This is a genomic window from Prochlorococcus sp. MIT 1327 (assembly GCF_047304785.1).
Lineage (GTDB): Bacteria > Cyanobacteriota > Cyanobacteriia > PCC-6307 > Cyanobiaceae > Prochlorococcus > Prochlorococcus marinus_D.
This window is the reverse complement of sequence record NZ_CP138972.1, coordinates 1,357,996-1,384,767: the sequence shown is the minus strand read 5'-3', so window position 1 is coordinate 1,384,767 and position 26,772 is coordinate 1,357,996. Positions and strand designations below refer to the sequence as shown.

Annotated in this window: 22 protein-coding genes; 19 read left to right on the top strand and 3 right to left on the bottom strand. The window is 51.3% G+C overall.

What is annotated here, in order from left to right; genetic code table 11:
• Positions 1-69 precede the first annotated feature (69 nt).
• From tsf to SIB80_RS06735, 4 genes are all read left to right on the top strand, one after another.
• Entirely contained in the window at positions 70-726 is a 657-nt protein-coding gene (gene tsf / locus SIB80_RS06750) for a translation elongation factor Ts (protein ID WP_011129962.1), read from the top strand.
• Positions 727-749: 23 nt separating this feature from the next.
• Complete coding sequence (locus SIB80_RS06745; RefSeq protein WP_063420128.1) at positions 750-1,961, top strand: hypothetical protein; 1,212 nt, start codon at positions 750-752, stop codon at positions 1,959-1,961.
• Positions 1,910-4,450, top strand: coding sequence for an ATP-dependent DNA helicase RecG (recG, locus tag SIB80_RS06740; RefSeq protein ID WP_063420127.1), 2,541 nt, complete (start codon positions 1,910-1,912; stop codon positions 4,448-4,450). The genes SIB80_RS06745 and recG overlap by 52 nt, the downstream gene beginning before the upstream one ends.
• Positions 4,451-4,773: 323 nt before the next feature.
• The gene (locus SIB80_RS06735; RefSeq protein ID WP_205909710.1) at positions 4,774-5,532 is read left to right on the top strand and encodes a M15 family metallopeptidase; all 759 of its coding nucleotides are present in this window, start codon (positions 4,774-4,776) and stop codon (positions 5,530-5,532) included.
• On the opposite strand, the gene SIB80_RS06730 is transcribed toward SIB80_RS06735, so the two are convergent.
• On the bottom strand, positions 5,487-7,283 hold the full coding sequence (locus SIB80_RS06730; protein ID WP_063420126.1) for an NADPH-dependent assimilatory sulfite reductase hemoprotein subunit: 1,797 nt from the start codon (positions 7,281-7,283) through the stop codon (positions 5,487-5,489). The genes SIB80_RS06735 and SIB80_RS06730 overlap by 46 nt on opposite strands.
• 96 nt (positions 7,284-7,379) lie before the next feature.
• Here SIB80_RS06730 and glyS point away from each other — a divergent pair, with 96 nt between their 5' ends.
• Entirely contained in the window at positions 7,380-9,545 is a 2,166-nt protein-coding gene (gene glyS, locus SIB80_RS06725; RefSeq protein ID WP_063420124.1) for a glycine--tRNA ligase subunit beta, read from the top strand.
• A gap of 17 nt (positions 9,546-9,562) precedes the next feature.
• Here the strand turns inward: glyS and chlP are convergent, their stop codons facing one another.
• The gene (gene chlP / locus SIB80_RS06720; protein ID WP_011129956.1) at positions 9,563-10,969 is read right to left on the bottom strand and encodes a geranylgeranyl reductase; all 1,407 of its coding nucleotides are present in this window, start codon (positions 10,967-10,969) and stop codon (positions 9,563-9,565) included.
• A 109-nt stretch (positions 10,970-11,078) separates the two neighbouring features.
• Between chlP and SIB80_RS06715 the strand changes: the two genes are divergently transcribed.
• The 7 genes from SIB80_RS06715 to ccsB all read left to right on the top strand — a co-directional run bounded on the left by SIB80_RS06715 (position 11,079) and on the right by ccsB (position 17,582).
• Positions 11,079-11,810, top strand: coding sequence for a M15 family metallopeptidase (locus SIB80_RS06715; RefSeq protein WP_063420122.1), 732 nt, complete (start codon positions 11,079-11,081; stop codon positions 11,808-11,810).
• 145 nt (positions 11,811-11,955) lie between these two features.
• Complete coding sequence (gene typA, locus SIB80_RS06710) at positions 11,956-13,758, top strand: translational GTPase TypA (RefSeq protein WP_011129954.1); 1,803 nt, start codon at positions 11,956-11,958, stop codon at positions 13,756-13,758.
• 8 nt (positions 13,759-13,766) lie between these two features.
• A complete protein-coding gene (locus SIB80_RS06705; protein ID WP_063420120.1) occupies positions 13,767-14,156 on the top strand; it encodes a DUF309 domain-containing protein in 390 nt (129 codons plus the stop codon).
• A 110-nt stretch (positions 14,157-14,266) separates the two neighbouring features.
• Positions 14,267-14,653 carry an LptA/OstA family protein gene (locus tag SIB80_RS06700; protein WP_236066083.1) on the top strand — a complete coding sequence of 129 codons (387 nt, stop codon included), beginning with the start codon at positions 14,267-14,269 and terminating at the stop codon, positions 14,651-14,653.
• Positions 14,650-15,378, top strand: a complete 729-nt coding sequence (lptB, locus tag SIB80_RS06695; RefSeq protein WP_063420118.1) for an LPS export ABC transporter ATP-binding protein — start codon at positions 14,650-14,652, stop codon at positions 15,376-15,378. Before SIB80_RS06700 ends, lptB begins: the two co-directional genes overlap by 4 nt.
• Complete coding sequence (locus tag SIB80_RS06690) at positions 15,375-16,586, top strand: LptF/LptG family permease (RefSeq protein WP_063420116.1); 1,212 nt, start codon at positions 15,375-15,377, stop codon at positions 16,584-16,586. The genes lptB and SIB80_RS06690 overlap by 4 nt, the downstream gene beginning before the upstream one ends.
• A gap of 39 nt (positions 16,587-16,625) precedes the next feature.
• Positions 16,626-17,582: a c-type cytochrome biogenesis protein CcsB gene (gene ccsB, locus SIB80_RS06685; RefSeq protein WP_063420114.1), complete on the top strand. Its 957-nt coding sequence runs from the start codon at positions 16,626-16,628 to the stop codon at positions 17,580-17,582.
• An 85-nt stretch (positions 17,583-17,667) separates the two neighbouring features.
• On the opposite strand, the gene rpe is transcribed toward ccsB, so the two are convergent.
• Complete coding sequence (rpe, locus tag SIB80_RS06680) at positions 17,668-18,351, bottom strand: ribulose-phosphate 3-epimerase (protein WP_011129948.1); 684 nt, start codon at positions 18,349-18,351, stop codon at positions 17,668-17,670.
• Positions 18,352-18,563: 212 nt separating this feature from the next.
• Between rpe and glpX the strand changes: the two genes are divergently transcribed.
• The 7 genes from glpX to SIB80_RS06645 all read left to right on the top strand — a co-directional run bounded on the left by glpX (position 18,564) and on the right by SIB80_RS06645 (position 26,762).
• On the top strand, positions 18,564-19,568 hold the full coding sequence (gene glpX / locus SIB80_RS06675; RefSeq protein WP_011129947.1) for a class II fructose-bisphosphatase: 1,005 nt from the start codon (positions 18,564-18,566) through the stop codon (positions 19,566-19,568).
• A 31-nt stretch (positions 19,569-19,599) separates the two neighbouring features.
• On the top strand, positions 19,600-20,910 hold the full coding sequence (locus tag SIB80_RS06670) for a glutamyl-tRNA reductase (protein ID WP_063397801.1): 1,311 nt from the start codon (positions 19,600-19,602) through the stop codon (positions 20,908-20,910).
• Between the two features lie 123 nt (positions 20,911-21,033).
• Entirely contained in the window at positions 21,034-22,329 is a 1,296-nt protein-coding gene (locus SIB80_RS06665) for a glucose-1-phosphate adenylyltransferase (RefSeq protein ID WP_011129945.1), read from the top strand.
• 177 nt (positions 22,330-22,506) lie between these two features.
• Complete coding sequence (gndA, locus tag SIB80_RS06660) at positions 22,507-23,925, top strand: NADP-dependent phosphogluconate dehydrogenase (RefSeq protein ID WP_063420112.1); 1,419 nt, start codon at positions 22,507-22,509, stop codon at positions 23,923-23,925.
• A 10-nt stretch (positions 23,926-23,935) separates the two neighbouring features.
• Positions 23,936-24,646: a 6-phosphogluconolactonase gene (gene pgl, locus SIB80_RS06655; RefSeq protein ID WP_063397799.1), complete on the top strand. Its 711-nt coding sequence runs from the start codon at positions 23,936-23,938 to the stop codon at positions 24,644-24,646.
• Positions 24,647-25,533: 887 nt separating this feature from the next.
• Positions 25,534-26,103 (top strand): CIA30 family protein, encoded by a 570-nt coding sequence (locus SIB80_RS06650; RefSeq protein WP_063420108.1) that lies wholly within the window; start codon positions 25,534-25,536, stop codon positions 26,101-26,103.
• 263 nt (positions 26,104-26,366) lie between these two features.
• A complete protein-coding gene (locus tag SIB80_RS06645; protein WP_011129940.1) occupies positions 26,367-26,762 on the top strand; it encodes a hypothetical protein in 396 nt (131 codons plus the stop codon).
• Positions 26,763-26,772 lie beyond the last annotated feature (10 nt).

Genomic DNA, 26,772 nt, shown 5'->3' with positions numbered 1-26,772 from the left:
GCTAAGTTCTCGCCGCCGTCCTCCTCATCTGGTCGGCTGCATCCCTAATACTCCTCACCCCGATTACCAATGGCGGACGTATCAGCCAAAATTGTCAAGGACCTGCGCGACAAGACCGGCGCGGGAATGATGGACTGCAAGAAAGCCCTTGCAGAGAGTGACGGAGATATGGTCAAGGCGAGCGAATGGCTGCGTCAGAAGGGTATTGCCAGTGCAGAGAAGAAATCTTCTCGCATTGCTGCTGAAGGTGCCATTGGTACTTACATCCACACCGGAGCCAGGGTCGGGGTACTTCTTGAGTTGAACTGCGAAACTGATTTTGTTGCTCGTGGTGATTTGTTCCAAGGGCTTTTAAAGGATGTCGCTATGCAAGTGGCGGCATGCCCGAATGTTGAATACGTGAGCACAGAAGAGATTCCTGTTGATGTCGTTGAAAAGGAAAAATCTATTGAGATGGGTCGCGATGATCTTTCTGGCAAGCCTGAACAGATCAAGGCAAAGATCGTTGAAGGACGAATTGGCAAGCGCCTTAAGGAACTGGTCTTGCTTGAGCAACCCTTTATCCGTGACAGCTCCATGACGGTTGCGGAACTCGTCAAGCAAGTTGCTGGCAAGATTGGAGAGAATATCAAGGTTCGCCGCTTCACCCGCTACACCCTTGGGGAGGGGATTGAAGTCGACCAGACTGATTTCGCTACGGAAGTAGCGTCCATGAAGACTGCTTAATTTTGGCTGCGGAGAAGTAGAGATTGCAACGCTTCGAGCCCGATCAGCAGATTGCCTCACTAAAAAAGCAGAGTCAGCGCTTGTCGCTGACTCTGTACCACGATTTAGCTCTCTACCTGCAATTATTACGGAGGGAACTGCTTAATGTTGTCCGTCAGGCCCTGTTCCTGTTGATAACTGATCGGGATCAGAATCGTCTGAGTGGGCTTTCGGACAAAACAAGGACAGCTTTTCAAGATCAGGTTGAGCAATTGGTCTGTCATTGCTGTTCCTTATTGACTGTCGAGCAGTTGATGGATCTGGTTCGCCAGATGGAACGTGAACGCCAGAGAAAGAGCGATCAAAACAGGCGTGAGCTGTTGTTGGCTTTTCGTTCTGAACAGGACTCCATGCAAGAAGCTGAGGGGTCCATTCACCTAAGCCTTGATCCTCCACTCGAGCATCCTGATCGTCTCGGCAGCATGTTGACTTTTGATCATGATCCCCAAAACGCAGGCTTAAGCACAGGGTTGGCTAGTAATGAGGATGTCGATGAGCCTGATTTAGGCAAGGATGATCAGGCTCAACTTGACTCTCAGGAGTTGGAGTTGGCCTCAGAGGACTCAGAACCGATTGGCGGGCAGAAGGGTGATCTTGATGTGCTTCGCTCTCTCTTTGTCATGGCTGGAGAGACCATGGCTACAGAGAATATCTTGACCAGTGAATTCAGCGATTTGCAGCCTGGTGACAACACCCTGCTTCACAGTGGTCTTGATGAGGAGCAGGTTTTTTTGCCCGTTAGCCCTCTTGAACTAGCACGTTGGCTGGAATCTCTTGATCGTGCCCTCGCTCGTAGATTGCGCAATCTTTCCCATGCTCTCAACGTGGAAATGTTGCGAGCCGGAATTGTCAACAGCCTCTTACCAATCAGCTTGCTTGATGCTGTGTTGAATGGTCAGTTGGAATCTGAACCTGTGGCATCCAATTTACTGAGATTACGCGTACCGGTATCAACTAATCCAATGGTCTTAGAGGGCATGGAGATCATTTGCGTTCTTCTGCGCCCATCCGAAATGGAGTTTGACGACCCGCGTTTGCGACGTTGTCGGGCTCAACTCAAGCGACATCGCCATACCTTGCTCAAAATGGTTCGACAACAGCGGCACTGGCAACGTCGCGCCATGGCTCAGGAGGTAAAGCAACAGTGGTGGCAGAGCCCTTCCGCCAATCCTCCAACCAGTCCACCCAAGGTCTGAGTAGGGATCAGTTGCAGCATCTACTCAGCTGGATGCGCATTCTGCAGCAAGCATTAACCCTGGAGGCTGAGAACGGTTTTAAGAATCTTGAGGGGCGTCAGGAGAATTTTCATGCATTCTTGGTGCGTCAGTTAGCAGAACCACCCTCTGGATGGTTGCCTACTAAAAGTCAGGCTCGTCTCGGCCAACTAGCTAAAGCCTTTGCGAGTTATCCAGACAGCTCTGAATCGGCGCGACGTCGATTGGTGACGGACACAAGACAGCTTCTACATGGCATACGCCAGGGATTGGAACCACCAACGCCAATAGGCCCTCCCAGACTCAAGAAGGGGGGAGCTGAAAGGCAACGACAGATGCCTTTACCTAGTGGGAACCGCTCTCTGACGTTGGAAAGCCCACTGTCAGAGGTGAAAGGAATCGGCCCAAAACTTGCTGAACGCTTGGCCGGGCTTGGATTACTGCTCGTCAAAGATTTGCTGCAGTACTACCCCAGGGACTATGTGGATTATTCCTCGCTGCGGCGTATCCAGTCCCTAGAGGCAGGGGAGGCGGCCACGATTGTGGCCACAGTGAGGCGTTGTCATGGCTTCACCAGTCCACGCAACCCAAATTTGTCCATTCTTGAGCTGCAGCTTCAAGACCCAACTGGTCGGCTCAAAGTGAGGAGATTTTTCGCTGGTCGGCGTTTCAGCAGCCCTGCTTACCTCAAAAGCCAGTCACGCCTTTACCCGCCTGGAGTCACTGTGGCCGTAAGTGGATTGGTCAAAGGGGGGCCTTACGGCATGAGTTTTCAAGACCCTTTGATTGAGGTCATGGAGAGTCCACATTCGCCGTTGCGATCGCAAAGCATTGGCCGGTTGTTGCCTGTGTATGCCCTCACTGAAGGCCTTACGGCTGACCGTTTTCGTGATCTTGTACGGCAGATTTTACCTTTGGCAGCAAGTTGGCCTGAATCCCTGCCTGAACAACGTCGTCAGGCATTGCGTTTACCCAGAAGAAGCGATGCCTTGGTCGCAATTCATCATCCAGACGATCAGCAGACATTGCAGTCTGCTCGACGTCGATTGGTCTTTGACGAGCTTCTTCTATTGCAGTTGGGGTTGTTGAAACGGCGAGCAGAGCTGCGCAGATGTTCTGCTCCTGTATTGCAGACGGCAGGGCGGCGAGATGGCCTTGTGGCTCGCTTCCTGGAGCTTTTGCCATTCCCTCTCACAGCAGCTCAACAGCGTGTGTTGACGGAGATCGAAGCTGACCTGGTGCTCTCGGAACCAATGGCACGCCTCATTCAGGGAGATGTTGGTAGTGGCAAGACGGTTGTCGCCATAGCAGCCCTTCTCACAGCGGTAGAGGCTGGCTGGCAAGGGGCTTTCATGGCACCCACTGAGGTCCTTGCCGAGCAGCACTACCGCACATTGTGTTGTTGGTTGCCTCAGTTGCATGTCAGCGTCGAGTTGCTTACGGGGGCAACCACTCGTATACGTCGCCGTCAGATCCTTGATGATCTCGTCAATGGATCCTTGAAAATACTGGTAGGCACCCATGCCTTAATCGAAGATCCTGTTGCCTTTTCAAGACTGGGGCTGGTGGTGGTTGACGAACAGCATCGCTTTGGAGTGAAGCAGCGCAACAGATTGTTGAACAAGGGGCTCCAACCTCATCTTTTGACGATGACAGCAACACCCATTCCTCGCACACTGGCACTTTCGTTGCATGGGGATTTGGATGTGAGTCAGATCGATGAATTACCTCCCGGTCGTACCCCCATTCAAACTCAGATGATTAAGGGCTGCGATCGGGATCAGGCCTATCAACTCATCCGAGATCAAGTGTCTTGTGGCCAGCGCGCTTATGTGGTGTTACCGCTGATCGAGGACTCCGAGAAACTTGATCTGCGTTCAGCAGTTAAGGTTCACACCCATTTATCAGAGCAAGTATTTGAGGAGTTCACGGTTGGATTACTGCATGGACGTTTGAGTAGCTCAGAGAAGCAGGGCGTGATTCAAGCCTTCGCAGCGGGTGATTGCCAGGTGCTGGTCTCTACCACTGTGGTGGAGGTAGGCGTGGATGTACCTCAAGCAAGTGTGATGGTGATCGACCACGCGGATCGCTTTGGGCTAGCCCAATTGCACCAACTTCGAGGTCGTGTGGGACGTGGCGCAGCGGCGTCCCATTGCGTACTGATCAATGACAGCACAAACCCATTAGCAAGGCAGCGACTTGAAGTCCTTGTGCGCTCCAGTGATGGCTTTGAGATTGCTGAGATTGACTTACGCTTGCGAGGGCCAGGGCAGGTGCTTGGCACCAAACAGTCTGGATTGCCTGATTTGGCCCTGGCCAGCCTGGCGGATGATGGGGCCGTGCTTGAAGAGGCTCGTTATGAGGCTCAAAGACTGCTCAGCGAAGATCCAAACATGAATGACCACTCTCGGCTCAAGGAGTTGCTGGAGGCACAGTGGCAGCACCTGAGTGGAACAGCCCACCTGAATTGAGTCCATTGATTTTTCCACACACTTGAGACTCGTTTGAGTCTTAATACTCAGAAATCACGAGTCGATGTGCTTTCTGCTACCTCAGTTGCCGAAGTCGCTTCCGGTGCAGTCATTGTCGTTAATGCCTATTTTTTTTGGCTAGTACCGCAAAGGCACTGTGCTGCAAGAGATCTCACTGAATAGCTGGCAGTAATTTTTTGATTGTTTGATTTTCAACTGTTTGTCAAGGTTTTACTTGCTTGATGTTGGTTCGCTGTACCAATTTCCAATCTCGCAGCATCAACGAGATTTGCTTTGTGGAAAACTAGGTTATCGCTGTGGAAATGTTGTCGGCGCGAACTTTTTTCCTGCTGCGCCCTTGGAGTGATAGGCCCATTCGTGATTGCGGGGAGTGCCTCAATCAAATCCCTCTTTCGTTGCCCCGATTGGAGCCACATCCCTATGCATCCTTAGGTGCCCCCTATGGTGTAGATGCTGATCCCTTTCGGCTGCGTCAGAGTGTGATTGATCGGCTGCTGAGGGCTCAAGATGAACTGCAGCAAGAGCATCCAGAACTTTGCCTTGCCATTTTTGATGCCTGGCGACCGATTCCTGTTCAAGCTTTTATGGTCGAGCATGCCATCGCTAAGGAATGCCTCAAACGCAAACTGAAGCGCGACGACCCTAGTCAGGCCGAGGAGCTGCAAAGGGTCATTGATGATGTTGGCAGGTTTTGGGCTCCGCCCAGCCTCGATCCTTGTACTCCACCTCCTCATAGCACTGGAGCTGCCGTGGATCTCACCCTTGCTGATAGCCAGGGAACAGCTCTGAATATGGGTGGCGAGATCGATGCTATTGGCAGCATTTCAGAACCGGATCACTACCGCGAAGCTGCGCTCGATCAACCTCAATCAGAGGCTTACCTCTGGCACAACAGGCGCCAAGTTTTAACAGAGGCCATGGGTAAAGCTGGGTTTTCTCAGCACCCGAATGAGTGGTGGCATTTCAGCTATGGAGATCAACTCTGGGCGTGGAGAACGGGTGTCGCTGAAGCAATCTATGGAGCCTGTCCTGTACCAGACAGCAAACCAAGGACGGCTTGATCGCCAAGTTTGTTGACATGATCTCCGAGGCTGCGTCGACCACCAGCTTGCTTCCAGCTCAGCAATAGGGGCTCAAGCGTGCTCTCGAGTTGATCGAGGGGCATCCGCTGTAGATAGGGTTTGGCAAGACGTTGCAGATTTGGGGTGCCTCCCAGCCAGAGTTGATATTGATCGACACCACTTCCCACTAGAGCAAGCTCGGCCATATAGGGCCGAGCGCATCCATTGGGACAACCTGTCATGCGGATCAGGATCGATTTAGTAATTTCAAGACGTCGCAGCTGAGCATCAATTCGCTCAAGCAAGGCAGGCAGGGTTCTCTCTGCTTCGGTTACCGCCAGACCACACAAGGGCAACGCAGGGCAAGCCATTGCATGCCGTGCAAGCATCGCAGGAGCCTCTGGGGCGCGAATGCCTAGAGCGGCTAGACCTTTGCGCACACTAGATCGTTGTGACTTCCCAATATTGCAGAGCAATAGATCCTGATTCGGTGTTAGGCGAATTTCAAGTTGAAAGGACTCCACCAGTTGGCGGAGTCCTTTCTTTAGATTTCCTTCCAAGCGACCAGAGAGCAGTGGCAAACCAACAAACCATTGGCCAACGCTTTGCTGATGCCAGCCCAGATAGTCCTCAAGTTTGCTCTTTGGTTCAGGCCTTAACGCTTTGATTGGATGAAGGAAATATTTGCTCTTGAGTTCCTGTTTAAACCAGCTGATCCCATGATCATTGAGAAGATATTTCATGCGGGCATGACGCCTTGTCTTTCGGTCTCCGTAGTCGCGTTGCAAGGCCAAAATCGACTGCACCAAATCCAATACATGCTCTGCAGCCACATAGCCAAGAGGATCAGCCGTGCGGGCGAATGTCTGTTCATTGTTGTGGGTTCGACCCATGCCGCCACCCACATAGACATTGCAACCCTTGATTTCACCGTTTGCAGCAGTAAAGACAACTAGACCGATGTCATTGGTAAGTAGATCAACTGAGTTATCGCCTGGCACGGTGACGGCGCACTTAAATTTGCGCGGCAAGTAAGTCTTGCCATAGAGAGGTTCCTTGGCATCTCCACTGAAGACATTGCCCTGATGCTGGCGGGTACGAACTTTTTTCACTCGCCTGGAGGGGCGGATGCGGTAGGTCGCACTTCCATTCACCCATAGGTCCAGATAGGACCCCTCCGCTGCCGTTGGGCTGAGAACATCGGCGATTTCATTGGCAAGTTGTCGGGCAGCTGGATAACCACCTTTCTCATATGGAGCTGCTGGTGCCATAACGTTGCGAGTGATATCACCACAAGCCGCCAGGGTTGATCCCATTGATCGGATGATTGTGCTGATAACTTCCCGCAGGTCCTCCTTGCGGACCCCATGAATCTGGAACGCCTGGCGGGTAGTGGCCCGCAGGCTCCCATTGCCAAGGCGATTGGACAGATCATCTAAGGCTAAAAACAGTGCTGGTGGAATACGTCCGCCAGGGCTGCGCAGACGCAGCATCATTTGCCAATCCTTACCCGCACCTTTCTGGCGGTTATCTCGGTTGTCCTGTTGATAGCTTCCGTGGAATTTGAGCAGCTGAACGGCGTCGTTGCTGAAGTGATCACTGCTGTTCTCAAGTTCAGCAGCCAGGGGGTCTAGTAAGTAGCAGCTGTCAGCCTTGAATTGTTCAAATTTGCTCAGCTCTGCTCCACTGGCGAGACAAGCTGCGAAGTTGAGATCTGCCGCTTGGCCAGATGTTGTCTGCCCTTCGGTCACGGCGTCAAAATTTTCCTAATACACCGTAGCGAAATGCACACGACCTGTTGAGCTGCTCCCTTCAATACAGTTGAGCGGTCTTGATTGCTCGCCTCCGTGTCGACCCTTCTAGTGGAGATTGGGACTGAGGAGCTGCCAGCTGATTTTGCCCGGCTTGCCTTACCCCAACTGGAGCAGATGGTAAGTCGTGACTTGCAAGGTCTACGTCTTAGCTACGGCATGCTCCAATGCACGAGTACGCCAAGGCGACTTGTCGTGCTGGTTGAAAACTTGGCCAGCGCTACTGCTGATCTAGAGGAAGTACGCAAGGGTCCACCGGCTGGCCAAGCTTTCAAAAATGGTGTACCAACCCAGGCAGCCGCTGGCTTTGCCAAACGCTGTGGGCTGAAACCAGAGGATCTCGAGATTCGGGAGACCCCGAAGGGACCTTTTGTGTTTGCAACCGTGCTTGAGCATGGGCGTTCTGCAATGGAACTACTAACAGACCAGATCCCTGAGTGGATAGGTAGCCTTCAAGGTCGACGTTTTATGCGCTGGGGCGAAGGTGAAAGGCGTTTTTCTCGTCCGATTCGTTGGCTTGTGGCCCTGCTCGATGAGCAGATCATCCCTGTTTGCCTTGACGGCAGCGACCCAGAGATTTGTGCAGCGAACCTGAGTCGGGGCCATCGACTTCACGATCAAGCTGTCATCATTCCTTCTGCAGACAGTTACGTACAAACCCTCGCCAAGGTTGGTGTAGAGGTCGATCGACAAAAACGTGGCACCTTGATCCGTCATGCAATTGATACGGCTGCTGCTGGTCTTGAAGCATGCCCTGATTGTCCTGATGATCTTTTCGAAGAGCTCACCGACCTAGTGGAAGCACCTCTGCTTTTAGAGGGAGCCTTCGCTGAGTCATATCTAGATCTACCCGCTGAAGTGCTCAGCACAGTAATGAGAGTGCATCAGCGCTATGTACCCCTTTACCGTCTTGATGCTGTCAAAGACCCTCTTGCTCTCGATGCCAAGAGCAGTCTTCTGCCCAGATTCCTTTGCATCAGCAATGGGCTCGCGAAGGCAAGCGATCCTGTAAGACACGGCAATGAGCGAGTGCTCAAAGCCAGACTGGCTGATGCAGAATTCTTTGTCGAAGCCGATCGCTCTTTGGCCAGCATCGAGCGGCGCAAAAAGCTAGCGCATGTGACCTTTGCCGAGGGCCTTGGTTCTCTGCTCGATCGAGTTGAGCGCATGGAATGGCTCACTGATGTGCTTGTTGAGCTGTTGGATCTTTCTGCTGAAATTTCTGTACAAGTGCGTCGAGCCGTCCATCTCTGTAAACACGATCTGGTTAGTCAGATGGTGGGCGAATTTCCAGAGCTACAGGGCGTGATGGGAGCGAAATATTTGTTAGCGGAAGGAGAGCCTCGAGAAGTAGCCCTTGCCGTTTTGGAGCATTACCTGCCACGTGGGGCAGGGGATGCTTTGCCCGAGTCAGAGTCGGGAGCAGTGCTTGCCCTGGCCGATCGCCTGGAATTGCTGCTCAGCATCTATGCCAAGGGTGACCGTCCTAGTGGCTCCTCAGACCCCTATGCCTTGCGCAGGGCCGGCAACGGTCTTTTGCAAATCCTTTGGTCGAAGGGTTGGCGGCTGAATCTGCTCGCCTTATTGCAACGAGCGACGAACCATTGGAGCAAGCTCCTACCGCATCTCAAGGTCACACCATCCGCCTTGGCGGCTGAGCTTGGTGAGTTTCTTCGTCAGCGGATGCTCAGCCTGCTGGAGGAGGCAGGAACCGATATTGATCTGGCCCAAGCGGTTGCTGGTGAAACAGTTTTGATCGATCGTCTTCTTTCTGACCCTGCTGATGCGCGACTGCGAGTGGATCTGCTCGTGATGATGCGCCGCACGGGTAAGTTGCTGGCGGTTCAGTCTGTTGTTACCAGAGCGGCACGCTTAGCAGAGAAAGGGGACCTACCAGCAACCGTACTGAGTGCGGCTGAGGTCGTTGATCCTGGTTTGTTTGAAAAGCCTAGTGAGTTGGAGATGTTGAAGGTGCTCGAGGCTCTTGAACCAATCACCAAGGATTCCTCAAGTGAACGCTACCGCCATTTAGCAGATGGCCTAATTGCTGGCTCGGAAGCCCTCGCAGCTTTTTTTGATGGTGATCAGAGTGTGATGGTCATGAGTGAAGATCTCGCTGTACGCGCAAACCGTCTCAATCTGCTTAGCCTTTTGCGCAACCAAGCTGGTGTGCTGGCCGATTTCAGCCAAATCAGCGGCTAAAAGTGGTTGTTTCTGGCTTAGGATTTGTTTGAAACAGCAGGGTCACGTTCTTCTTGTTCTGATGCCAAATTTTGCTTGGAGGCATCTTTGTTGTTGTCTACCTTGATACCGCCGGTGATGGTTTTGATCTCCAGCATGGCATTCACTTCTTCGTCGCTACGCACAGCACTGGGAACAGGTTTATAGCTTGTTTGATTACGGAAAATTCCCCGTGCGAGTGCATCCACAGTTAGCAGTGTGAGTTTGATCTGTTGCCATGGATTCATCGCAACAACTTTTTTGTAGAGGTAACTATCAAAGGTGAGGCGTTGCACATCCATGTCATCGCACATGGCGACAAAGGCTTCTCTGGCAGTGTCATTCGAGTAAAAGATTGCTTGGAGTATTGACAGAACGATGTAAGTAGAACCGTATTTACGATCCCATTTTTTCAGATATTTCTTGAGATCAGCTTCGGAGGGGATTAATTCACCAGACCGACTCGATTCCACGATCTGTTCAGCACACATGCGGCCACTTTTGGCAGCAAAGTAGATGCCTTCGCCAGAGCTTTTGGTGACGTAGCCCGCTGCATCTCCAACAAGGGCCATGCGGCCAACAACCCTGCGTGGACGAGGATGCTCAGGAATCGGGTGGGCTTCAACTTTGATTACTTCTCCATGAACAAGTCGTTTCTTAGCCCGTTCGCGTACTCCTTTTTGCAAGCTTTTTATTAAGGTCTGATTTTTCTGCATGGTGCCTGTGCCAACGGCAACGTGGTCGTACTTGGGGAACACCCAACCGTAGAAATCTGGTGACACATCAGTGCCTACATACATTTCAGCAAGATCTTCGTAGTAAGCCATTTCTTCATTTGGCAGCTTGATGCGCTCTTGGAATGCAATGGCCACGTTGTAGTCACCGGCATCCATGGCTGTTGCTACACGGCTGTTGGCTCCATCAGCGCCAATAATGAGGTCAACCTCGAGGCTTTTGGCTTCACCAGTGGATTTACCAGTTGAATAGTCGGAGTAGGTGATTGTGTATGGACCTTGACGATTAGAGCCAGTGTCGATTTTGGTAACGAGTCCATTAATCAAGTTAGTTCCGAGGCTGGCGGCGCGATCTCGCATAAAGGCATCCATGACCTCTCTGCGGCACATGCCGATGTATTCACTCTTGTCGTCTGGGCTGTAAACCTTGTCCAGAGTGATATCCACCTCACGGTTTGATGGAGAGATCATTCTCATGTTGCGAACCTTGCGGTCGATGATCGACTCGGGCAGGTCGAATTCATCCACCATGCAAAGAGGAATCGCTCCACCACAAGGCTTGGCGTTATCGAGTTTGCGTTCGAATAGCCAGGTCTGGATACCTGCTTTGGCAAGAACTTCTGCGGCGCAGGATCCACTGGGACCACCACCGACAACGGCAACACGCAGCATGTTCAGATCCGCTCCGCGGAATCACTTAAGTAAAACTTACTTCCCTGAAAGAGATTTTGGGGCCCCCTGGCGCCCCCCCTTACGATCTATATAACTCTGCATCAACTTCGTGGCTCGAGCAATCAACGCTCGACGCATCAGCCGAGATGACATTCCCGTTGCTCGTCGGTCGCGTCCTCAGAGACGGGCAAGGGGTGGTTCATTGGGATTATTGGTGGCTTGTTTGATGGTGTTTGGAGGTTCCATCACAGCTGTGTTGTTCGGCCCGTGGCTATTTGCTGGGCTTATGGGTCCAGCTCCTGTTGAGGGCATCCAGGATCGTCCTACTGCTGACGGACGTCTGCTCGGACATTTCCCTTATCCAGAAGCCTCAGTACAGGATCGAATTCTCATGCAGCCTGGGATTGAGCTTCATCACGAAGCCGCTGATGCATTGAGTTCCATGCGTGCTGCGGCTTCAGCAGATGGTGTTGATTTGAGGCTGTTGAGTGGCTACCGCTCTCACGACCTACAAGAGCGAATCTTTTTTGATATCAAATCAGACCGGAACCAGACAGCAGCCGAACGGGCCAAGGTCTCTGCACCTCCAGGGTATTCCGAACACAGCACTGGCTATGCCATTGATCTTGGTGACGGGACGATTCCTGAAGCGAATCTGTCTGAAAGCTTCGAAGCCACGAGGGCGTTCCGCTGGCTACAGGATCATGCTGCTAGTTATCACTTTGTCCTTTCCTTTCCCCTTGATAACCCACAGGGAGTGACTTATGAGCCTTGGCATTGGCGATTTGAGGGTTCAGCTTCTGCTCTGAGACTCTTTGAATCGGCTCATCAACTGGAATGAATGAACTGAAGAAGTTTTTTTCGGTCTTAGAAGTTTTGATTAGCTAGCGGAAGGGGCCTAGAAGTTAAGTCGAATCTCAAATTGAGATATCCTTCCGCCACTACGCCTGTGTGCGTTTCCTTTTCCGTTTGAAAGTCTCTGACCCATGAGTGCCCAGGCCAAGGCGATCCGCAACATTGCAATTATCGCTCACGTGGATCACGGCAAAACAACCTTGGTGGATGCCCTGCTCTCTCAGTCCGGGATCTTCCGAGACAACGAGGCTGTACCCACATGTGTCATGGACTCCAATGATTTGGAAAGGGAACGGGGCATTACGATCCTTTCAAAGAACACGGCCGTTACCTACGACGATACGCGGATCAACATTGTTGATACCCCTGGGCATGCCGATTTTGGCGGTGAAGTTGAGCGGGTGCTTGGCATGGTTGATGGCTGTTTGCTGATCGTTGACGCCAACGAGGGGCCTATGCCACAGACGCGTTTCGTGCTCAAGAAGGCGCTTGAGCAGGGATTGCGGCCGATTGTGTTCGTAAACAAGATTGATCGTGCGCGGGTGGATCCTGAAACCGCTGTCAACAAGGTGCTCGATCTGTTTGTTGAACTCGGTGCAGATGATGACCAATGTGATTTCCCGTACTTGTTCGGCAGTGGAATGGGTGGTTTTGCCAAGCCGGATATGGCAACTGAAAGTCAAACAATGAAGCCACTATTTGATGCCATCCTGCGTCATGTTCCACCACCTGTTGGAGATGAGAACAAGCCTCTTCAGCTACAGATAACTACTCTCGATTATTCAGACTTCCTGGGCAGGATTGTGATTGGTCGGGTCCATAACGGGGTTATCCGTAATGGTCAGAGTGCTTCGTTGATTAAGGATGATGGCAGCATTAAACGTGGCCGAATTAGCAAACTACTCGGTTTCGAAGGATTGCAACGGATTGAGATACAAGAAGCCGGAGCTGGAGATCTCGTTGCTTTAGCCGGTTTCGATCAAGTCAATATTGGCGAGACCATTGCCTGTCCAGATGAACCAAAGGCTTTACCTCTAATCAAGGTGGATGAACCCACTTTGCAGATGACATTTGTCGTCAATGATTCACCTTTTGCTGGCAAAGAAGGCAAATTCGTCACTAGCCGGCAGCTGCGAGATCGTTTACGCAAGGAATTACTCACCAATGTTGCCCTACGGGTTGAGGACACTGATTCCCCTGATCGTTTTGCGGTTAGCGGACGTGGCGAGCTACACCTGGGCATCCTGATTGAGACCATGCGCCGCGAGGGTTTTGAGTTTCAGGTAACCCAGCCTCAGGTGATCTTCCGAACGATTGACGGCACTCCTTGTGAACCCGTTGAGACCTTGGTCATGGATGTACCAGAGGCAGCAGTTGGCTCCTGCATTGAGAAGTTGGGTGTGCGTCGGGGTGAAATGCAGAATATGGAAACCGGTAACGACGGTCGCACCCAGCTTGAATTTGTTGTTCCTTCTCGAGGGTTGATCGGTTTTCGTGGTGAGTTTGTACGTGCTACCAGGGGGGAAGGAATTATGAGCCACTCTTTTTTTGAATATCGCCCAATGTTGGGTGAGTTTGATGCTCGTCGGAATGGTGTTCTGATTGCTTTTGAGCAGGGCACTGCGACCTTCTACGCACTCAAGAATGCTGAGGGTCGAGGTCAGTTCTTCATCTCTCCAGGTGTCAAGGTTTATAAGGGGATGATCGTTGGCGAAAACAATCGACCTCAGGATCTGGAGTTAAACGTTTGCAAGGCCAAACAACTCACAAATATGCGCTCTGCCGGTGCAGAAGAACTCGACACCTTGCAGACACCTGTTCAGATGACCCTTGAACGTGCTCTTGAGTACATCGGTCCAGACGAGATGCTTGAGGTCACTCCAGAGTCCATTCGTTTGCGCAAGTTGCCTGCCAAGAAGATGGCCAAACGCTAAAGCTCTTGATGGAGAGATTCCAGCCTACTGATCTGATCAATGATCCACGCTTTCAACTAGCCGTGGAGCTTTTTAATCAGGCCGATTGGTACCCCGCTCATGACGCCTTTGAGGAGCTTTGGCATGAGACAACCGGTCAAGCACGCCAGACCATCCAAGGGGTACTTCAGGTTGCTGTTGCCCAACTTCACTTGCAGCGCGGAAATCGTCGCGGGGCAACCCTTCTTTATGGTGAAGGCCTCGGGCGGCTAAAAGCTCTAGGAACTCCAAACCTGGGTCTTGACCTTGATCAACTCTGCATCTGTGTGGAGAATCGCTTGCAACGGCTTCAGCAGGGACAGAATCCCGACGATTGCACTGTCCCAGGCCTGATCTATGACAGCTCAGTTCCTGAGTAAATTAAACATCTAAACATCAACATTTGGATTGTTCCGCTTTGGCTGCTCTTGTTCAAGTCATGATAAGGAGTTTGCAAGTTCATCTCGCCATAGCGACAGCGGTGGTTGGAATGTCTACCCCTGCGGCTTTAAGCCAGGAGGGCAGCCCTTCTGCTCCGGTAGAAGATGGCGGATTGATCACGATCGAATCAGATATCCAAAACGCAGACAGCGTCACAGGAGTTTTCACCGCCATCGGCAACGTTCGCATCGTTTATCCAGCCCGAGGCATCGTTGCTACCTCTAGACAGGCTCAGTACTTCAGCAAAGAAGATCGTGTGGTCCTTAGCGGAGATGTTGATGTGATTCGGGACGGCGAAAATTCCATGCAGGCTGAGCGAGTTGTTTATCTACTCGAAGAGGAGCAAGCGGTAGCAGACCCAAGCACTGGTGCTCAAGTGTTCACTTCTGTGCAACTTAATTCCAACAAACAGGCAGAGGCACCTTTGGCCCAATGAGTCTTTGTTTAGAGCAGGTGGCGCTCACCGTGGCAGGGCGTCACCTGGTAAAAGATGTCTCCTTGCGCCTTGATCCAGGCGAGGTTGTTGGCTTACTCGGTCCCAATGGTGCTGGCAAGACAACAACGTTCAATCTTGTAATCGGTTTGTTGCGTCCTGATTACGGGCAGGTGCAACTTGATGGGCAGCCAGTGGCGGATTTACCGATGCCCAATCGAGTTCGTCTAGGTATCGGTTATCTCCCTCAGGAACCAAGTGTGTTCCGACAGCTCAGCGTGCGACAAAACCTTGAGCTTGCGCTCTCTCAAAGTCATTTAACACCTCATCAGCGTCGGGAGCGTCTCGAGCAGTTGGTTGAAGACTTTCATCTCAACTTGTTCTTGGACCGTCGTGGCTATCAGCTTTCCGGTGGCGAACGACGTCGCTGCGAGGTAGCACGTGCCTTGGCGGTAGGTCTAGAAGGTCCTACCTACCTCTTGCTTGATGAACCCTTCGCAGGTGTTGACCCCATGGCAGTGGCGGACCTCCAGGTTTTGATTCATACCCTCCGTGAACGTGGCATGGGCATCCTGATCACTGATCACAATGTCCGTGAAACCCTTGCCATCACTGACCGCTCTTACATTCTTACGGAAGGCAGCATTCTTGCTTCAGGCCGTTCTGAAGAAGTGGCAAACAACCCCTTGGTGCGGCGTCACTATCTCGGGGAGGGTTTTCAGCTTTGAGCAAATGGCGCCTTGGAAAGTTGAAAGACGTTGATTCTTGGCCTTGGAAGTGGTGGCGCTGGGCTTCATCCAAGTGGAGGCTAATCCCGCTTCTGGATCGATGGCTTTTAGGTGAGTTGATACCCGTATTGCTGTTTGCCATAGCCGCCTTCACAGTGGTTTCCGTCTCAGTGGGGGTGATGTTTGATTTGGTGCGCAAGATTGTTGAGTTTGGATTGCCTCTGCATTTTGCATTGCAGGTTTTTAGCTTGAAGTTACCTTTCTTTCTGGTGATTTCTTTTCCGATGGCCACATTGTTGGCCACATTGTTGGCTTATAGCCGTCTTTCTTCTAACAGCGAATTCACGGCTTTGCGCAGCCTCGGTGTAAGCACCAGACGAATCGTTGCTCCAGCATTGGCATTGGCATTATTGATGACAGGGCTAACTTTTATCTTCAATGATGTCATTGTTCCAAGAACAAATAGTAGTGCTGAGGTGACAATAAAGCGTGCTCTTGGCAAAGCTATTGCTACAGAGAAAGGCAAACATGTTGTTTATTCCCGATTTGGAACGATTACTGGTGCAGAAGCTGAAGATTGGAATCAAGGGCTTTCTCAGTTGTTTTATGCAAGGGAATTCCTTAAGGGAGAAATGGAGGATGTCACAGTGCTTGATTTGTCTCGTCTTGGTTTTACTCAGATGTTGAAGGCCGAGCGGGCTATTTGGAATGAGCAGGAGGCGATGTGGGAATTCTTTAACGGAAATATTCTTACTCTCACACCAAGGGGTAGTACAACTTCGGTTGAATTTGATCGCTATCTCTACCCCCTAACATCAGGCCCAATTCGTGTGGCCAAACTCCCTAAAGATGCCAACAACATGACTGTTGCACAGGCCATGGAGGCTGCAAGTATTTATACCGATGCTGGTAACCGTAAAGAGGCAAGGCGTTTGAAGGTGCGTATCCAAGAAAAATTCACTTTCCCGATGTCCTGCCTGGTGTTTGGCCTGATTGGCAGCAGCCTTGGTGCAAAACCTAATTCTCGGACCAGCCGGACCCAGGGATTTGGCATCAGTCTCTTATTAATTCTTGCTTATTACACGCTTAGCTTCAGCTTCAGTTCTCTTGGTGTTACGGGCACTTTGACACCTATGTTGGCCGCGTGGATCCCTGTTTTTATCTCTTTGTCAGGTGGCGGTCTGTTGCTGCGTCAGGCCAGTCGTTGAACTGCAGCGGCAGAATAAGAGAGTTGTCGCAGGGACCTGGTGTTTGGAGTGACGTTGGCTGAGCTTTCCGCCTCGCTAGGGGATCCTGTTTTGGCTCTTGGTTTGGCTGCATTTGCCCTACTTCTGTTGGCCATACCAATCTCTTTTTGGATGGTTTCAGGAGGTAGCAATTCTGCAGTTGTGACACTTCTGGTGGCTCTTGCCAATTTGGTTCTTACCGCTCAATTGGTTTTGCGGTGGTGGCAGTCGGGTCACTTCCCGATCAGCAACCTTTATGAATCCCTCTGTTTTCTGGCCTGGGCTTGCACACTTGCGCAGCTATTGGTGGAGCGTTCCTTGTCTTCTCCGATTGTTTCAGCTGCTGCTACACCAATGGCTTTGCTTTGTGTGGCTTTTGCCAGCTTTGCATTACCAGAAACTCTTCAGGAGGCCTCTCCTCTAGTACCAGCTCTTCGCTCCAGTTGGCTTGTGATGCACGTGAGCGTGATTATGTGCAGTTACGCTGCCCTGCTTGTTGGTTCTTTCTTATCAATGGCGGTTCTATTTACTGATCGCCAGCAAACTTTGGAGCTACGCAGTAGTTCAATTGGAACAGGAGGCTTTCGTCAGGCAAAGCTAGCCACATCTTCTATGGATCAGAATGATGGCCTGCGCCTGAGTTCAATCAACTTGAGCCGCACTGAACAGTTGGACAGCCTTAGTTATCGCACGATTACGGTTGGCTTTTTGTTGCTCACGCTTGGCTTGATCAGTGGTGCCGTTTGGGCCAATGAGGCCTGGGGGAGCTGGTGGAGTTGGGATCCAAAGGAAACCTGGGCTCTAATTTGTTGGATGGTTTATGCGGCCTATCTGCATACACGTTTCAGTCGTGGCTGGAGCGGGAGACGTCCGGCTTTAGTTGCCGTGGCAGGCATCGTTGTGATCGTTGTTTGTTATATCGGTGTGAATCTGTTAGGGATTGGTTTGCACAGCTACGGCTGGTTCTTTGAAGCCTAATCTTGTGATATTGATCTGTTCTTATTAGCAACAATCCCCACAAGACTAATAGGCAATAGATGCAGTTATTGCTGCATCTATTACTTCAGACCACAACACCTTCAGGACGTTTGCTATTACGGATGCCTCGGATAGCTTCGGCGTAGTCGGGCTGATTGAACACGCCAGACCCGCTCACAATCGCATTGGCGCCAGCTTCGATCACTTTCCAGGCATTGTCGGCCTTGATCCCTCCATCGACTTCGATCCAGGGATCGAGACCCTGTTCGTCGCAAATACGACGCAGCTCGCGGATCTTTTGCACTTGATTGTCGATGAAGCTTTGCCCACCGAAGCCTGGGTTGACGCTCATGATCAGTACTAGATCACATAGCTCCAGGCAGTACTCAAGGGTGTCCAGAGGTGTGCTTGGGTTGAGTACTGCTCCTGCTTTCTTACCGAGATCCTTGATTTGCGCAAGGTTGCGGTGAAGGTGTGGGCAAGCTTCAACCTGCACATAGATGTGATCTGCACCTGCTTTTGCGAAATCTCCTACATACCTTTCTGGTTCCACGATCATCAAGTGGACATCTAGGGGCTTACTGGTCACAGGCCTTAGTGCTTCAACGATCAGAGGACCAATCGTGATATTTGGCACGAATCGGCCGTCCATGACATCCACATGAATCCAGTCTGCGCCGGCTTGATCTACAGCCTGAACGTCTTCTCCTAGGCGGGAGAAATCGGCAGAGAGGATCGAAGGGGCGATTACCAGGGGCTTCGTGCTCATCGATCGGGGTTAGGGAGTGGGCGATTCTAGGAATCGGCTGTATGGGCATTCTCGTTGTTGCCGGCACTGATACAGTGAGCAGCGCTTTAGAGCCGAGAACCCCTGCGGCATCGGGTCCTTTCACATGATCAGCGTATAACGCTGACCCGTGAATTCAGTCCAGCCCTGCTCGTTTCTTTGGTCGTCACACCCATCCCCACCGCCGCATACCAGTGGATCGCACTCTTATTCAGGAAATTCTCGAGGTCGTTGAGCAAGCTGCCATTGCGTCGGCACATCTGACTGGTCTCGGCAAGAAAGACGAAGCCGATGCAGCAGCTGTTGAAGCCATGCGCAAGCGGATGGGACAAATCCAAATGCAGGGTCGCATCGTCATCGGTGAGGGGGAGCGCGACGAAGCCCCGATGCTTTATATCGGCGAAGAGGTTGGCAGCGGCAGCGGCCCAGGCGTTGACTTTGCCGTCGATCCCTGCGAAGGCACCAATCTTTGCGCCAACAACCAGCGAGGTTCGATGGCTGTACTGGCCGCCTCTGATCGCGGTGGCCTTTTCAATGCTCCTGACTTTTACATGAAAAAGTTAGCGGCCCCTCCGTCAGCAAAAGGCAAGGTGGACATTCGCAAATCTGCCACCGAGAACATCAACATCCTTAGCCAGTGTCTTGGGCTTGCCGTGAGTGAACTCACCATTGTCGTGATGGATCGAGCTCGTCACAAAGGCCTGATTTCTGAGATACGTGCCACTGGTGCACGTGTTCAACCCATCTCAGATGGAGATGTTCAAGCTGCCATTGCCTGTGGGTTTGCCGGCACCGGCACCCACTGTCTAATGGGCATCGGTGCTGCTCCTGAGGGTGTGATTTCAGCTGCCGCAATGCGTGCTCTCGGTGGTCACTTTCAGGGCCAGCTGGTGTATGACCCCGCCATTGCTCAAACCAGTGAGTGGGCCGATTACACCAAGGAAGGCAACATTGCCCGCCTCAATGAGATGGGCATTACTGATGTTGACAAGATCTATGAAGCCGAAGAACTGGCTTCCGGCAAAAATGTTGTTTTTGCGGGTAGTGGGATCACTGATGGACTGTTGTTCCATGGAGTTAAGTTCGAGCCTGACTGCACACGCACTAGCAGCTTGGTGATCAGCACTCTTGACAACACAGCTCGGTTTACCAATACCGTGCATATCAAGGATGGAGCTAAGAGCATCGCTCTGAGCTAACCATCCAAGACAAGATCTAAGGGACGTCTCCATGCACATTGCCGTCGTCGGCTTAAGTCATCGCACGGCGCCGGTGGAAATCCGTGAAAAGCTCAGCATCCCTGAGCAAACAATGGAGACCTCCCTGCAAACTCTTCGCGGCAACGATCAAGTCCTTGAGGTTTCGATCCTTAGCACCTGCAATCGGCTTGAGATTTACACCTTGGTTCGTCACCCTGAACGAGGTATCTCCGCCATCAGTGATTTTCTAGGCCAACATTCAGGTTTGGCAACAGAAGATCTTTCCCCCCATCTGTTCAACTTTCATCACGATGAAGCAGTAGCCCACTTGATGAGGGTGGCTGCGGGTCTGGACAGTCTGGTTTTAGGAGAAGGGCAGATCCTTTCCCAGGTGAAGAAGATGGTGCGATTGGGGCAGGAGCACAAATCCATGGGCCCGATTCTTAACCGTTTGCTCACTCAGGCAGTGAGTACTGGCAAACGAGTTCGCAGTGAAACCAATCTGGGTACGGGGGCTGTCTCAATTAGTTCTGCGGCTGTGGAGTTAGCCCAACTGAAACTTGGCCAGGCGCAAGGAGAAGATCAGTTGATGACTCTGGAATCTGAGTTGGTCGCAGTGGTGGGTGCGGGGCGGATGAGCCGACTACTGCTTCAACATCTTCAGGCGAAAGGTTGCTCTGGGGTGATGTTGCTGAACCGCACGCGGCAACGAGCTGAGGATCTATCGGCTGATTTCCCTGAGCTCCCCGTTGAGTGTCGCCCCCTTGATGATTTGAACCATTGTCTAAGTACCTGTTCATTGGTATTTACCAGTACGGCTGCTGATGATCCGATTGTTGATGCATCTCTGCTCAAGCAGCTCAAGCGCCGCAGTTTTCTTCGTCTGATTGACATCGGCGTGCCGCGCAACATCGCCTCAGATGTGGTCGATGTACCCGGTGTTGAGTCCCATGATGTGGATGATTTGCATGAGGTGGTGTCTCGTAATCAGGAGGCCCGCCAACAGATGGCCAAAGAAGCAGAGGTTGTGCTCCAAGAAGAGACGCGTCTGTTTTTAGAGTGGTGGGACAGTCTTGAAGCTGTGCCAACCATTAATCGCTTGAGGGCGACCCTTGAGGCTATTCGTGCAGAGGAATTACAAAAAGCGCTCAGTCGTATGGGGCCTGATTTCTCAGCTCGAGAGCGCAAAGTCGTTGAGGCTTTAAGCAAAGGAATCATTAACAAAATTCTCCATACCCCAGTCACTCAACTACGGGCTCCTCAGGCTCGTCCAGAGCGGCAACAGGCTCTGCGTGTGGTGGCGAGTTTGTTTGAGTTAGATCCACCACTAGAGGATGGGTAGTTCTATGCCAAATTCTGGTTGCGTCTTGATTTGCAGAAGTCTTGTTGGATCTTCGCAGCAGACAGCTTTAAATGGCCAACCGTCCGGTAAGTTTGCTGCGCAACGCCGATTTGCGGGGGCGGCATGAAGCGTGTTTTGGCCATCATTCTCGGGGGAGGAGCTGGAACGCGCCTCTACCCCCTCACCAAGATGCGGGCCAAGCCGGCCGTACCTCTTGCAGGCAAATATCGTCTGATTGACATCCCAATCAGCAACTGCATTAACTCCAGCATCAACAAGATGTATGTGTTGACGCAGTTCAACAGCGCTTCTCTGAATCGGCACCTTGGACAGAGCTACAACCTCAGTGCTGCCTTTGGTCAAGGTTTTGTAGAAGTCCTTGCCGCACAGCAGACCCCAGAAAGTCCTTCATGGTTTGAGGGGACTGCGGATGCAGTTCGTAAATATCAGTGGTTGTTTCAGGAATGGGATGTTGATGAATATCTGATCCTCTCTGGTGATCAGCTCTACCGTATGGATTACAGCCTTTTTGTGGAGCACCATCGTCGCTCAGGTGCTGATCTCACAGTGGCGGCTCTTCCCGTTGATGCAGAACAGGCTGAGGGATTTGGTCTCATGCGAACGGATAGCGATGGCAACATCCAAGAGTTCCGTGAAAAGCCCAAGGGTGAATCCCTCAAGGCCATGGCCGTCGATACCTCTCGATTTGGCTTGTCAGCTGAGTCAGCAAGGAACAAGCCCTATCTCGCCTCAATGGGGATCTATGTGTTCAGTCGCGCCACTCTCTTCGATTTGCTGCATAAGAACCCTTCTCACAAGGATTTCGGCAAGGAGGTGATTCCTGAGGCCCTAGCTCGAGGTGACCGGCTGCAAAGCTATGTGTTCGATGAGTACTGGGAAGACATCGGCACGATAGGAGCTTTTTATGAGGCAAATTTGGCTCTCACCCAGCAGCCCAATCCACCTTTCAGTTTCTATGACGAGAAGTTTCCGATCTATACAAGACCCCGTTATCTACCGCCAACAAAACTGGTCGATGCGCAAATCACGGAATCAATTATTGGAGAAGGATCCATCCTCAAATCCTGCAGTATTCATCATTGCGTCCTTGGTGTGCGAAGCCGAGTTGAGAGCGATGTGGTCCTGCAAGATTCCCTGGTGATGGGCTCTGATTTCTATGAATCATCCGAGGAACGCACTCTTCTAAGGCAAGGAGGAGGCATCCCGCTCGGCGTTGGCCAAGGCACCACCGTGAAGGGTGCGATCCTCGACAAGAACACACGCATCGGCAACAACGTCACGATCGTCAACAAGGATCACGTTGAGGAAGCCGATCGTGCTGATGAGGGCTTCTACATCCGCAATGGGATCGTGGTAGTGGTCAAAAATGCCACCATTTCTGATGGCACCGTGATTTGATGCTGACCGAGGCTGAATCAACACAAGATCCAAGTAGTTTTTTTTGGAAATTTTGGTGCTGATCTCTACGGTTTCTTATCTACGGCGAGGATGGTTCAACCCTGACATAGCCGTACAGATCACAGCAGATTGGAGTTGCTGTGGTCACACTGACGCCAGTTGATCGTTTCACTGGCGATGTCCAAGGCACATTTCGGTTTGATAGGTCTTGGCGTGATGGGCGAAAACCTTGTGCTCAATGCAGAGCGCAATGGTTTTTCTAGTGTCGTATACAACCGCACCTACGCCAAAACAGAGGAGTTCCTTAAAGGGCTTGGGTCTGATAAAGCCATTCAGGGTGCCAAGGACCTTCAAGATTTCGTCGACAAGCTCGAACGACCCCGTCGAATTCTGATGATGATCAAGGCAGGTTCGGCTATTGATGCCGTTATTGAGCAGATCTCCCCTTATCTGCAGGAAGGTGATCTACTCATCGATGGTGGAAATTCCGAATTTCGTGATACCGAGCGACGTGTCGCCGAGTTAGAGAGCAAAAGCTTTGGATATATCGGGATGGGTGTCTCCGGTGGGGCTAAGGGTGCACTTGAAGGGCCGAGCATGATGCCAGGCGGAACTAAAACCTCCTATGAGGCGATTGAGAGCCTTGTTTGCAAGATGGCTGCCCAAGTGGAGGATGGTCCCTGTGTGACCTACATCGGTCCAGGAGGTTCTGGGCATTTCGTTAAAACCGTTCACAACGGGATCGAGTACGGCATTGAGCAGATTCTTGCCGAGGCCTATGACCTGATGAAGCGTGTTGGTGGCATGACCGGTACCCAGATGGCTGATGTCTTGGCGCAATGGAATGCCACAGAAGAGCTCTCTTCTTATCTGGTTGAGATCACCGAAGTGTGTTTGCGCACCAAGGATCCTGACGATGGAAGTGACCTTGTTGAGAAAATTATGGATCAGGCAGGCCAGAAGGGAACTGGTCTATGGACCGTTGTCAGTGCCTTGGAGTTAGGAGCTTCAGTGCCAACCATTTACGCCTCTCTGAATGGCCGTGTGATGAGCTCAATGAAGCCTCAAAGAATTACCGCTGAGCAGATTTTGCATGGGTCAGCGATCAAACCATTTGATCTTGGTAGTTCCGCAGATGGCATGGCACCGCTCATGGACGCCGTCGTGTTGTCTTGCATGGCTAGTTACGCGCAGGGCATGGAGCTACTGCGTATAGCTTCTGCTGAATACAACTACAACTTGCATTTGCCCTCCATCGCGCAGATTTGGAAGGGTGGCTGCATCATCAGGTCCCGTCTGCTGCAGCGCATCCAGGATGCCTTTAATGCTGACCCTCAGCTTTCCAACTTGTTGATCGATCCTTGGTTCGCTGAGCAAGTGAACCGTCGCCTGCCGGGCCTAGCAAAGGTGGTAGCCGGCGCAGCTGAAGCCGGTATCCCAGTGCCTTGCTTCAGCAGCACGCTCGATTACATCAATAGCTATCGCACGGCACGATTACCACAGAATTTGGTGCAGGCCATGCGCGATTGCTTCGGCTCACATACCTACCAGCGGGTTGACAAAGAAGGAACCTTCCATACTGAGTGGCTGGACTGAGGAGATCGTGATGACGACCTACAAAGTTGAGCGAGCGAGCGACCCTGAGGATCTGGCACGTCGCGCCGCCCAGAGGCTCGCATCTCATATTGATCTGGTACTTGATCAGCGTGATCGCGTTCAGATCGCTCTCTCGGGAGGGAGCACACCCGCTATTGCTTATAGGCTGCTTGGTCAGGAGAGACTGCCCTGGGATCGAGTTGATGTTTTTCTGGGGGATGAGCGCTGGGTTGATGCCAGGGATGACGCCAGTAACGCCCGCATGCTTCGTACGACACTTCTTGCTGAAGGCCCAGGATCGCAGGCTGCGTTTCATCCCGTGCCAACGGTGGAGCTGCCAAACCCTGAGGCCAGTGCCGAGGCCTACGCGAAGCTCGTGCAGGAAACCTGTGCAGGTGATCCACCGGTGTTTGATCTAATGGTTTTAGGACTTGGTGAAGATGGCCATACAGCCTCTCTTTTTCCAGGAACGGATGCCCCCGCCGTTGTTGATCGCTGGGCTACTGTCGGTAAAGGGAAAGGTCTAGAAAGAATCACTCTCACCGCACCGGTGCTCAGCTCTGCACGCGAAGTGATCTTTCTTGTGAGTGGTGTAGGGAAGCAGGTTGCCCTGAAGCGCTTATTAGATTCTGCTGAATCAGCTGAACGCACGCCAGCCCGCTTGGTTCAACCTCGTTCACCGATTTTGGTCTTGGCAGATGAGGCCGCCTTACTCGGATAATGATGCACTCTTGAGAAGTGTTCTTGTTCATTATTGCTTGCTTTATCTTCCAATATCTACAAATATAAATTCAGCATAAATTGCAGATCAATGACTTTACTTACATCTAAAAATGTTAAAGACATCAAGGTCAGCATTCTTAAGGCTTTATTACAACTTGGTTGCAACAATGATTTCTTACAGTTGTAGCTACTTTAACCAGCCTTTGGCTGGCGCAATTGATCCGTGAGCAGGTGAAATGTCTCATCTACACAATCTGTCCAGCCTAGGGCGTTGCGCAAGGAGTTCAACTGAATATTCAACTAAAATAACCTCTTAAAGTATTAATTTCATTCTTTAGAGTTATCCTAGATATCGTGATTAACCTCAAAAGAGACAGTAAATTTGGACATCACATGGACCAACTTTTTAGAGATGTTGTGTTTGTTGAAGGAATCAACAACCTCGCTACCACTTGAAACCAATAACCAACAAATTACGAACTCTTGATCAGTTTTCCCAAATTTCTGGAGACGCAAAAGCAGACCGACCAGCTCAGCGTGAAGCCCATAAAGAATGCCGTGCTCAGCGGAAGCACGATCACCAGTGTACTGATGGGATGTTCTCAGGTCCAGATTGCCCTCTCGGCCCAGACAGTGAAACCGGAGGGGATAATCACAAATTCGATACACAGCCTGTTTGTACATCATTGGGTCCTTGCTATTAAGAAACCTCCGCTAATCAGCCAAAGCCCGCCTTAGAGCAGTTTTTTTTAAGAAGTATTTAATGCTCAGGCATTTCATCGATATCTAAATAATGCAATTCTCTCAAGGATTAATGTCTAACCTTAAAGAAATGAATGATGAGCCAAGAGAAAAACTATAAGGTAAATAGATTGTTGGCAAATCATGGATCTAATGCCCGAAGCCTCTGTTCAGGTTCAACTGAACGACTTCAACTCCTGGTCTAGCTTGAACGACACAATTATGGGCGGATCCAGCCAAGCTGCCTGTCGAGTGGCCTCCGAGGGCCTGATCCTAGAAGGAGAGCTTGTTGAACAGGATGGTGGCTTTGTCAGTTGCCGTTCACCCCTTTTGAACCCCCCTCTTGATCTTTCCAGCTATCGAGCCTTACAGGTGGAGGTGAATGGAGACGGTCGCACCCTAAAGCTTGCACTCGGCTCTCGTAGTGGGCTCTTTGGCCTCACTGAGCGTTTTTATGGTGGTTTGCGATGGGTCGCTCAGTTGCCGACTAAGACTTCTGGTACTACATCCATTGAGATCCCATTCAGCACACTGAAACCTACGGTGCTTGCCCAGCCTTTGGCTATGCCTCTGCGCTTGATTCGCTTTGATGCATCAAGTATCAACCAAGTGCAATTATTGCATTCTAAGTTTGGTGAACCAGGAGAACTAAACCCAGAATTCCGCCCTGGCCCAATTCGAGTTTTACTGCGCTCGATCAAAGCAATTCACTGATTCATTACAAATTTTTTAGTCTTCAAAATGGCCATATACATTCAGAGGGTTTGGTATTTATTTACCTAATCAAATTCAGGCCCTAATCAAATGTATTATTGAATCCATTCGGGATAGATCATCAATTCAGCATAGTGGTTGACTTCCTTTCAATCGTCAAATCTTGCTTAGAAATAGCCTAAGATTTTTTCACCTCCTAGATTCAGCTGAGAGCCTTGACAGGCAATGAAATCCAACAGACTGCGCAAAATTGGTCGGTCCTCGTGGCCTCAGCGGCTGATGTCTGTTTAAAGCCCTGGCTTCATGCTGTTGTGCTCACAGATGTCGCTGATGTCGATGATCAGAAGCCTGGATCTACGCTCGATCTAATATCGGCTCAATCTGTTGATCTCATTGTTCGTATTGAATGCCGAAACCGAGAAGGTGACCGCCTTCCAGAGCATGACCTTGAACTTGAGATCTATCGCAGCGGCAACGATCTAAATCTGATGTTGACTTGGTGTGAATTGCCTGACCGTCCAATGCTTTGGCAAGGGCAGCATCCCGTGTGGATGGATGGCAACAGTGGCCAACGCTGTCAGCCGCCTGAGGATGGAGCACCATTGGAAGCGTTCGCTCGTAGGTTGAGAGCACTGCTGGTTTTGCCTGAGCAGAGCTAGTTGATCAGAG

Excerpts from the sequence above, each read along its gene's own strand:
- tsf (WP_011129962.1), top strand. The coding sequence starts at position 70 with ATGGCGGACGTATCAGCCAAAATTGTCAAGGACCTGCGCGACAAGACC.
- SIB80_RS06735 (WP_205909710.1), top strand. The coding sequence starts at position 4,774 with ATGTTGTCGGCGCGAACTTTTTTCCTGCTGCGCCCTTGGAGTGATAGG.
- chlP (WP_011129956.1), bottom strand. The coding sequence starts at position 10,969 with ATGCTGCGTGTTGCCGTTGTCGGTGGTGGTCCCAGTGGATCCTGCGCC.
- typA (WP_011129954.1), top strand. The coding sequence starts at position 11,956 with ATGAGTGCCCAGGCCAAGGCGATCCGCAACATTGCAATTATCGCTCAC.
- SIB80_RS06705 (WP_063420120.1), top strand. The coding sequence starts at position 13,767 with ATGGAGAGATTCCAGCCTACTGATCTGATCAATGATCCACGCTTTCAA.
- SIB80_RS06700 (WP_236066083.1), top strand. The coding sequence starts at position 14,267 with ATGTCTACCCCTGCGGCTTTAAGCCAGGAGGGCAGCCCTTCTGCTCCG.
- lptB (WP_063420118.1), top strand. The coding sequence starts at position 14,650 with ATGAGTCTTTGTTTAGAGCAGGTGGCGCTCACCGTGGCAGGGCGTCAC.
- rpe (WP_011129948.1), bottom strand. The coding sequence starts at position 18,351 with ATGAGCACGAAGCCCCTGGTAATCGCCCCTTCGATCCTCTCTGCCGAT.
- SIB80_RS06670 (WP_063397801.1), top strand. The coding sequence starts at position 19,600 with ATGCACATTGCCGTCGTCGGCTTAAGTCATCGCACGGCGCCGGTGGAA.
- SIB80_RS06665 (WP_011129945.1), top strand. The coding sequence starts at position 21,034 with ATGAAGCGTGTTTTGGCCATCATTCTCGGGGGAGGAGCTGGAACGCGC.
- gndA (WP_063420112.1), top strand. The coding sequence starts at position 22,507 with ATGTCCAAGGCACATTTCGGTTTGATAGGTCTTGGCGTGATGGGCGAA.
- pgl (WP_063397799.1), top strand. The coding sequence starts at position 23,936 with ATGACGACCTACAAAGTTGAGCGAGCGAGCGACCCTGAGGATCTGGCA.
- SIB80_RS06650 (WP_063420108.1), top strand. The coding sequence starts at position 25,534 with ATGGATCTAATGCCCGAAGCCTCTGTTCAGGTTCAACTGAACGACTTC.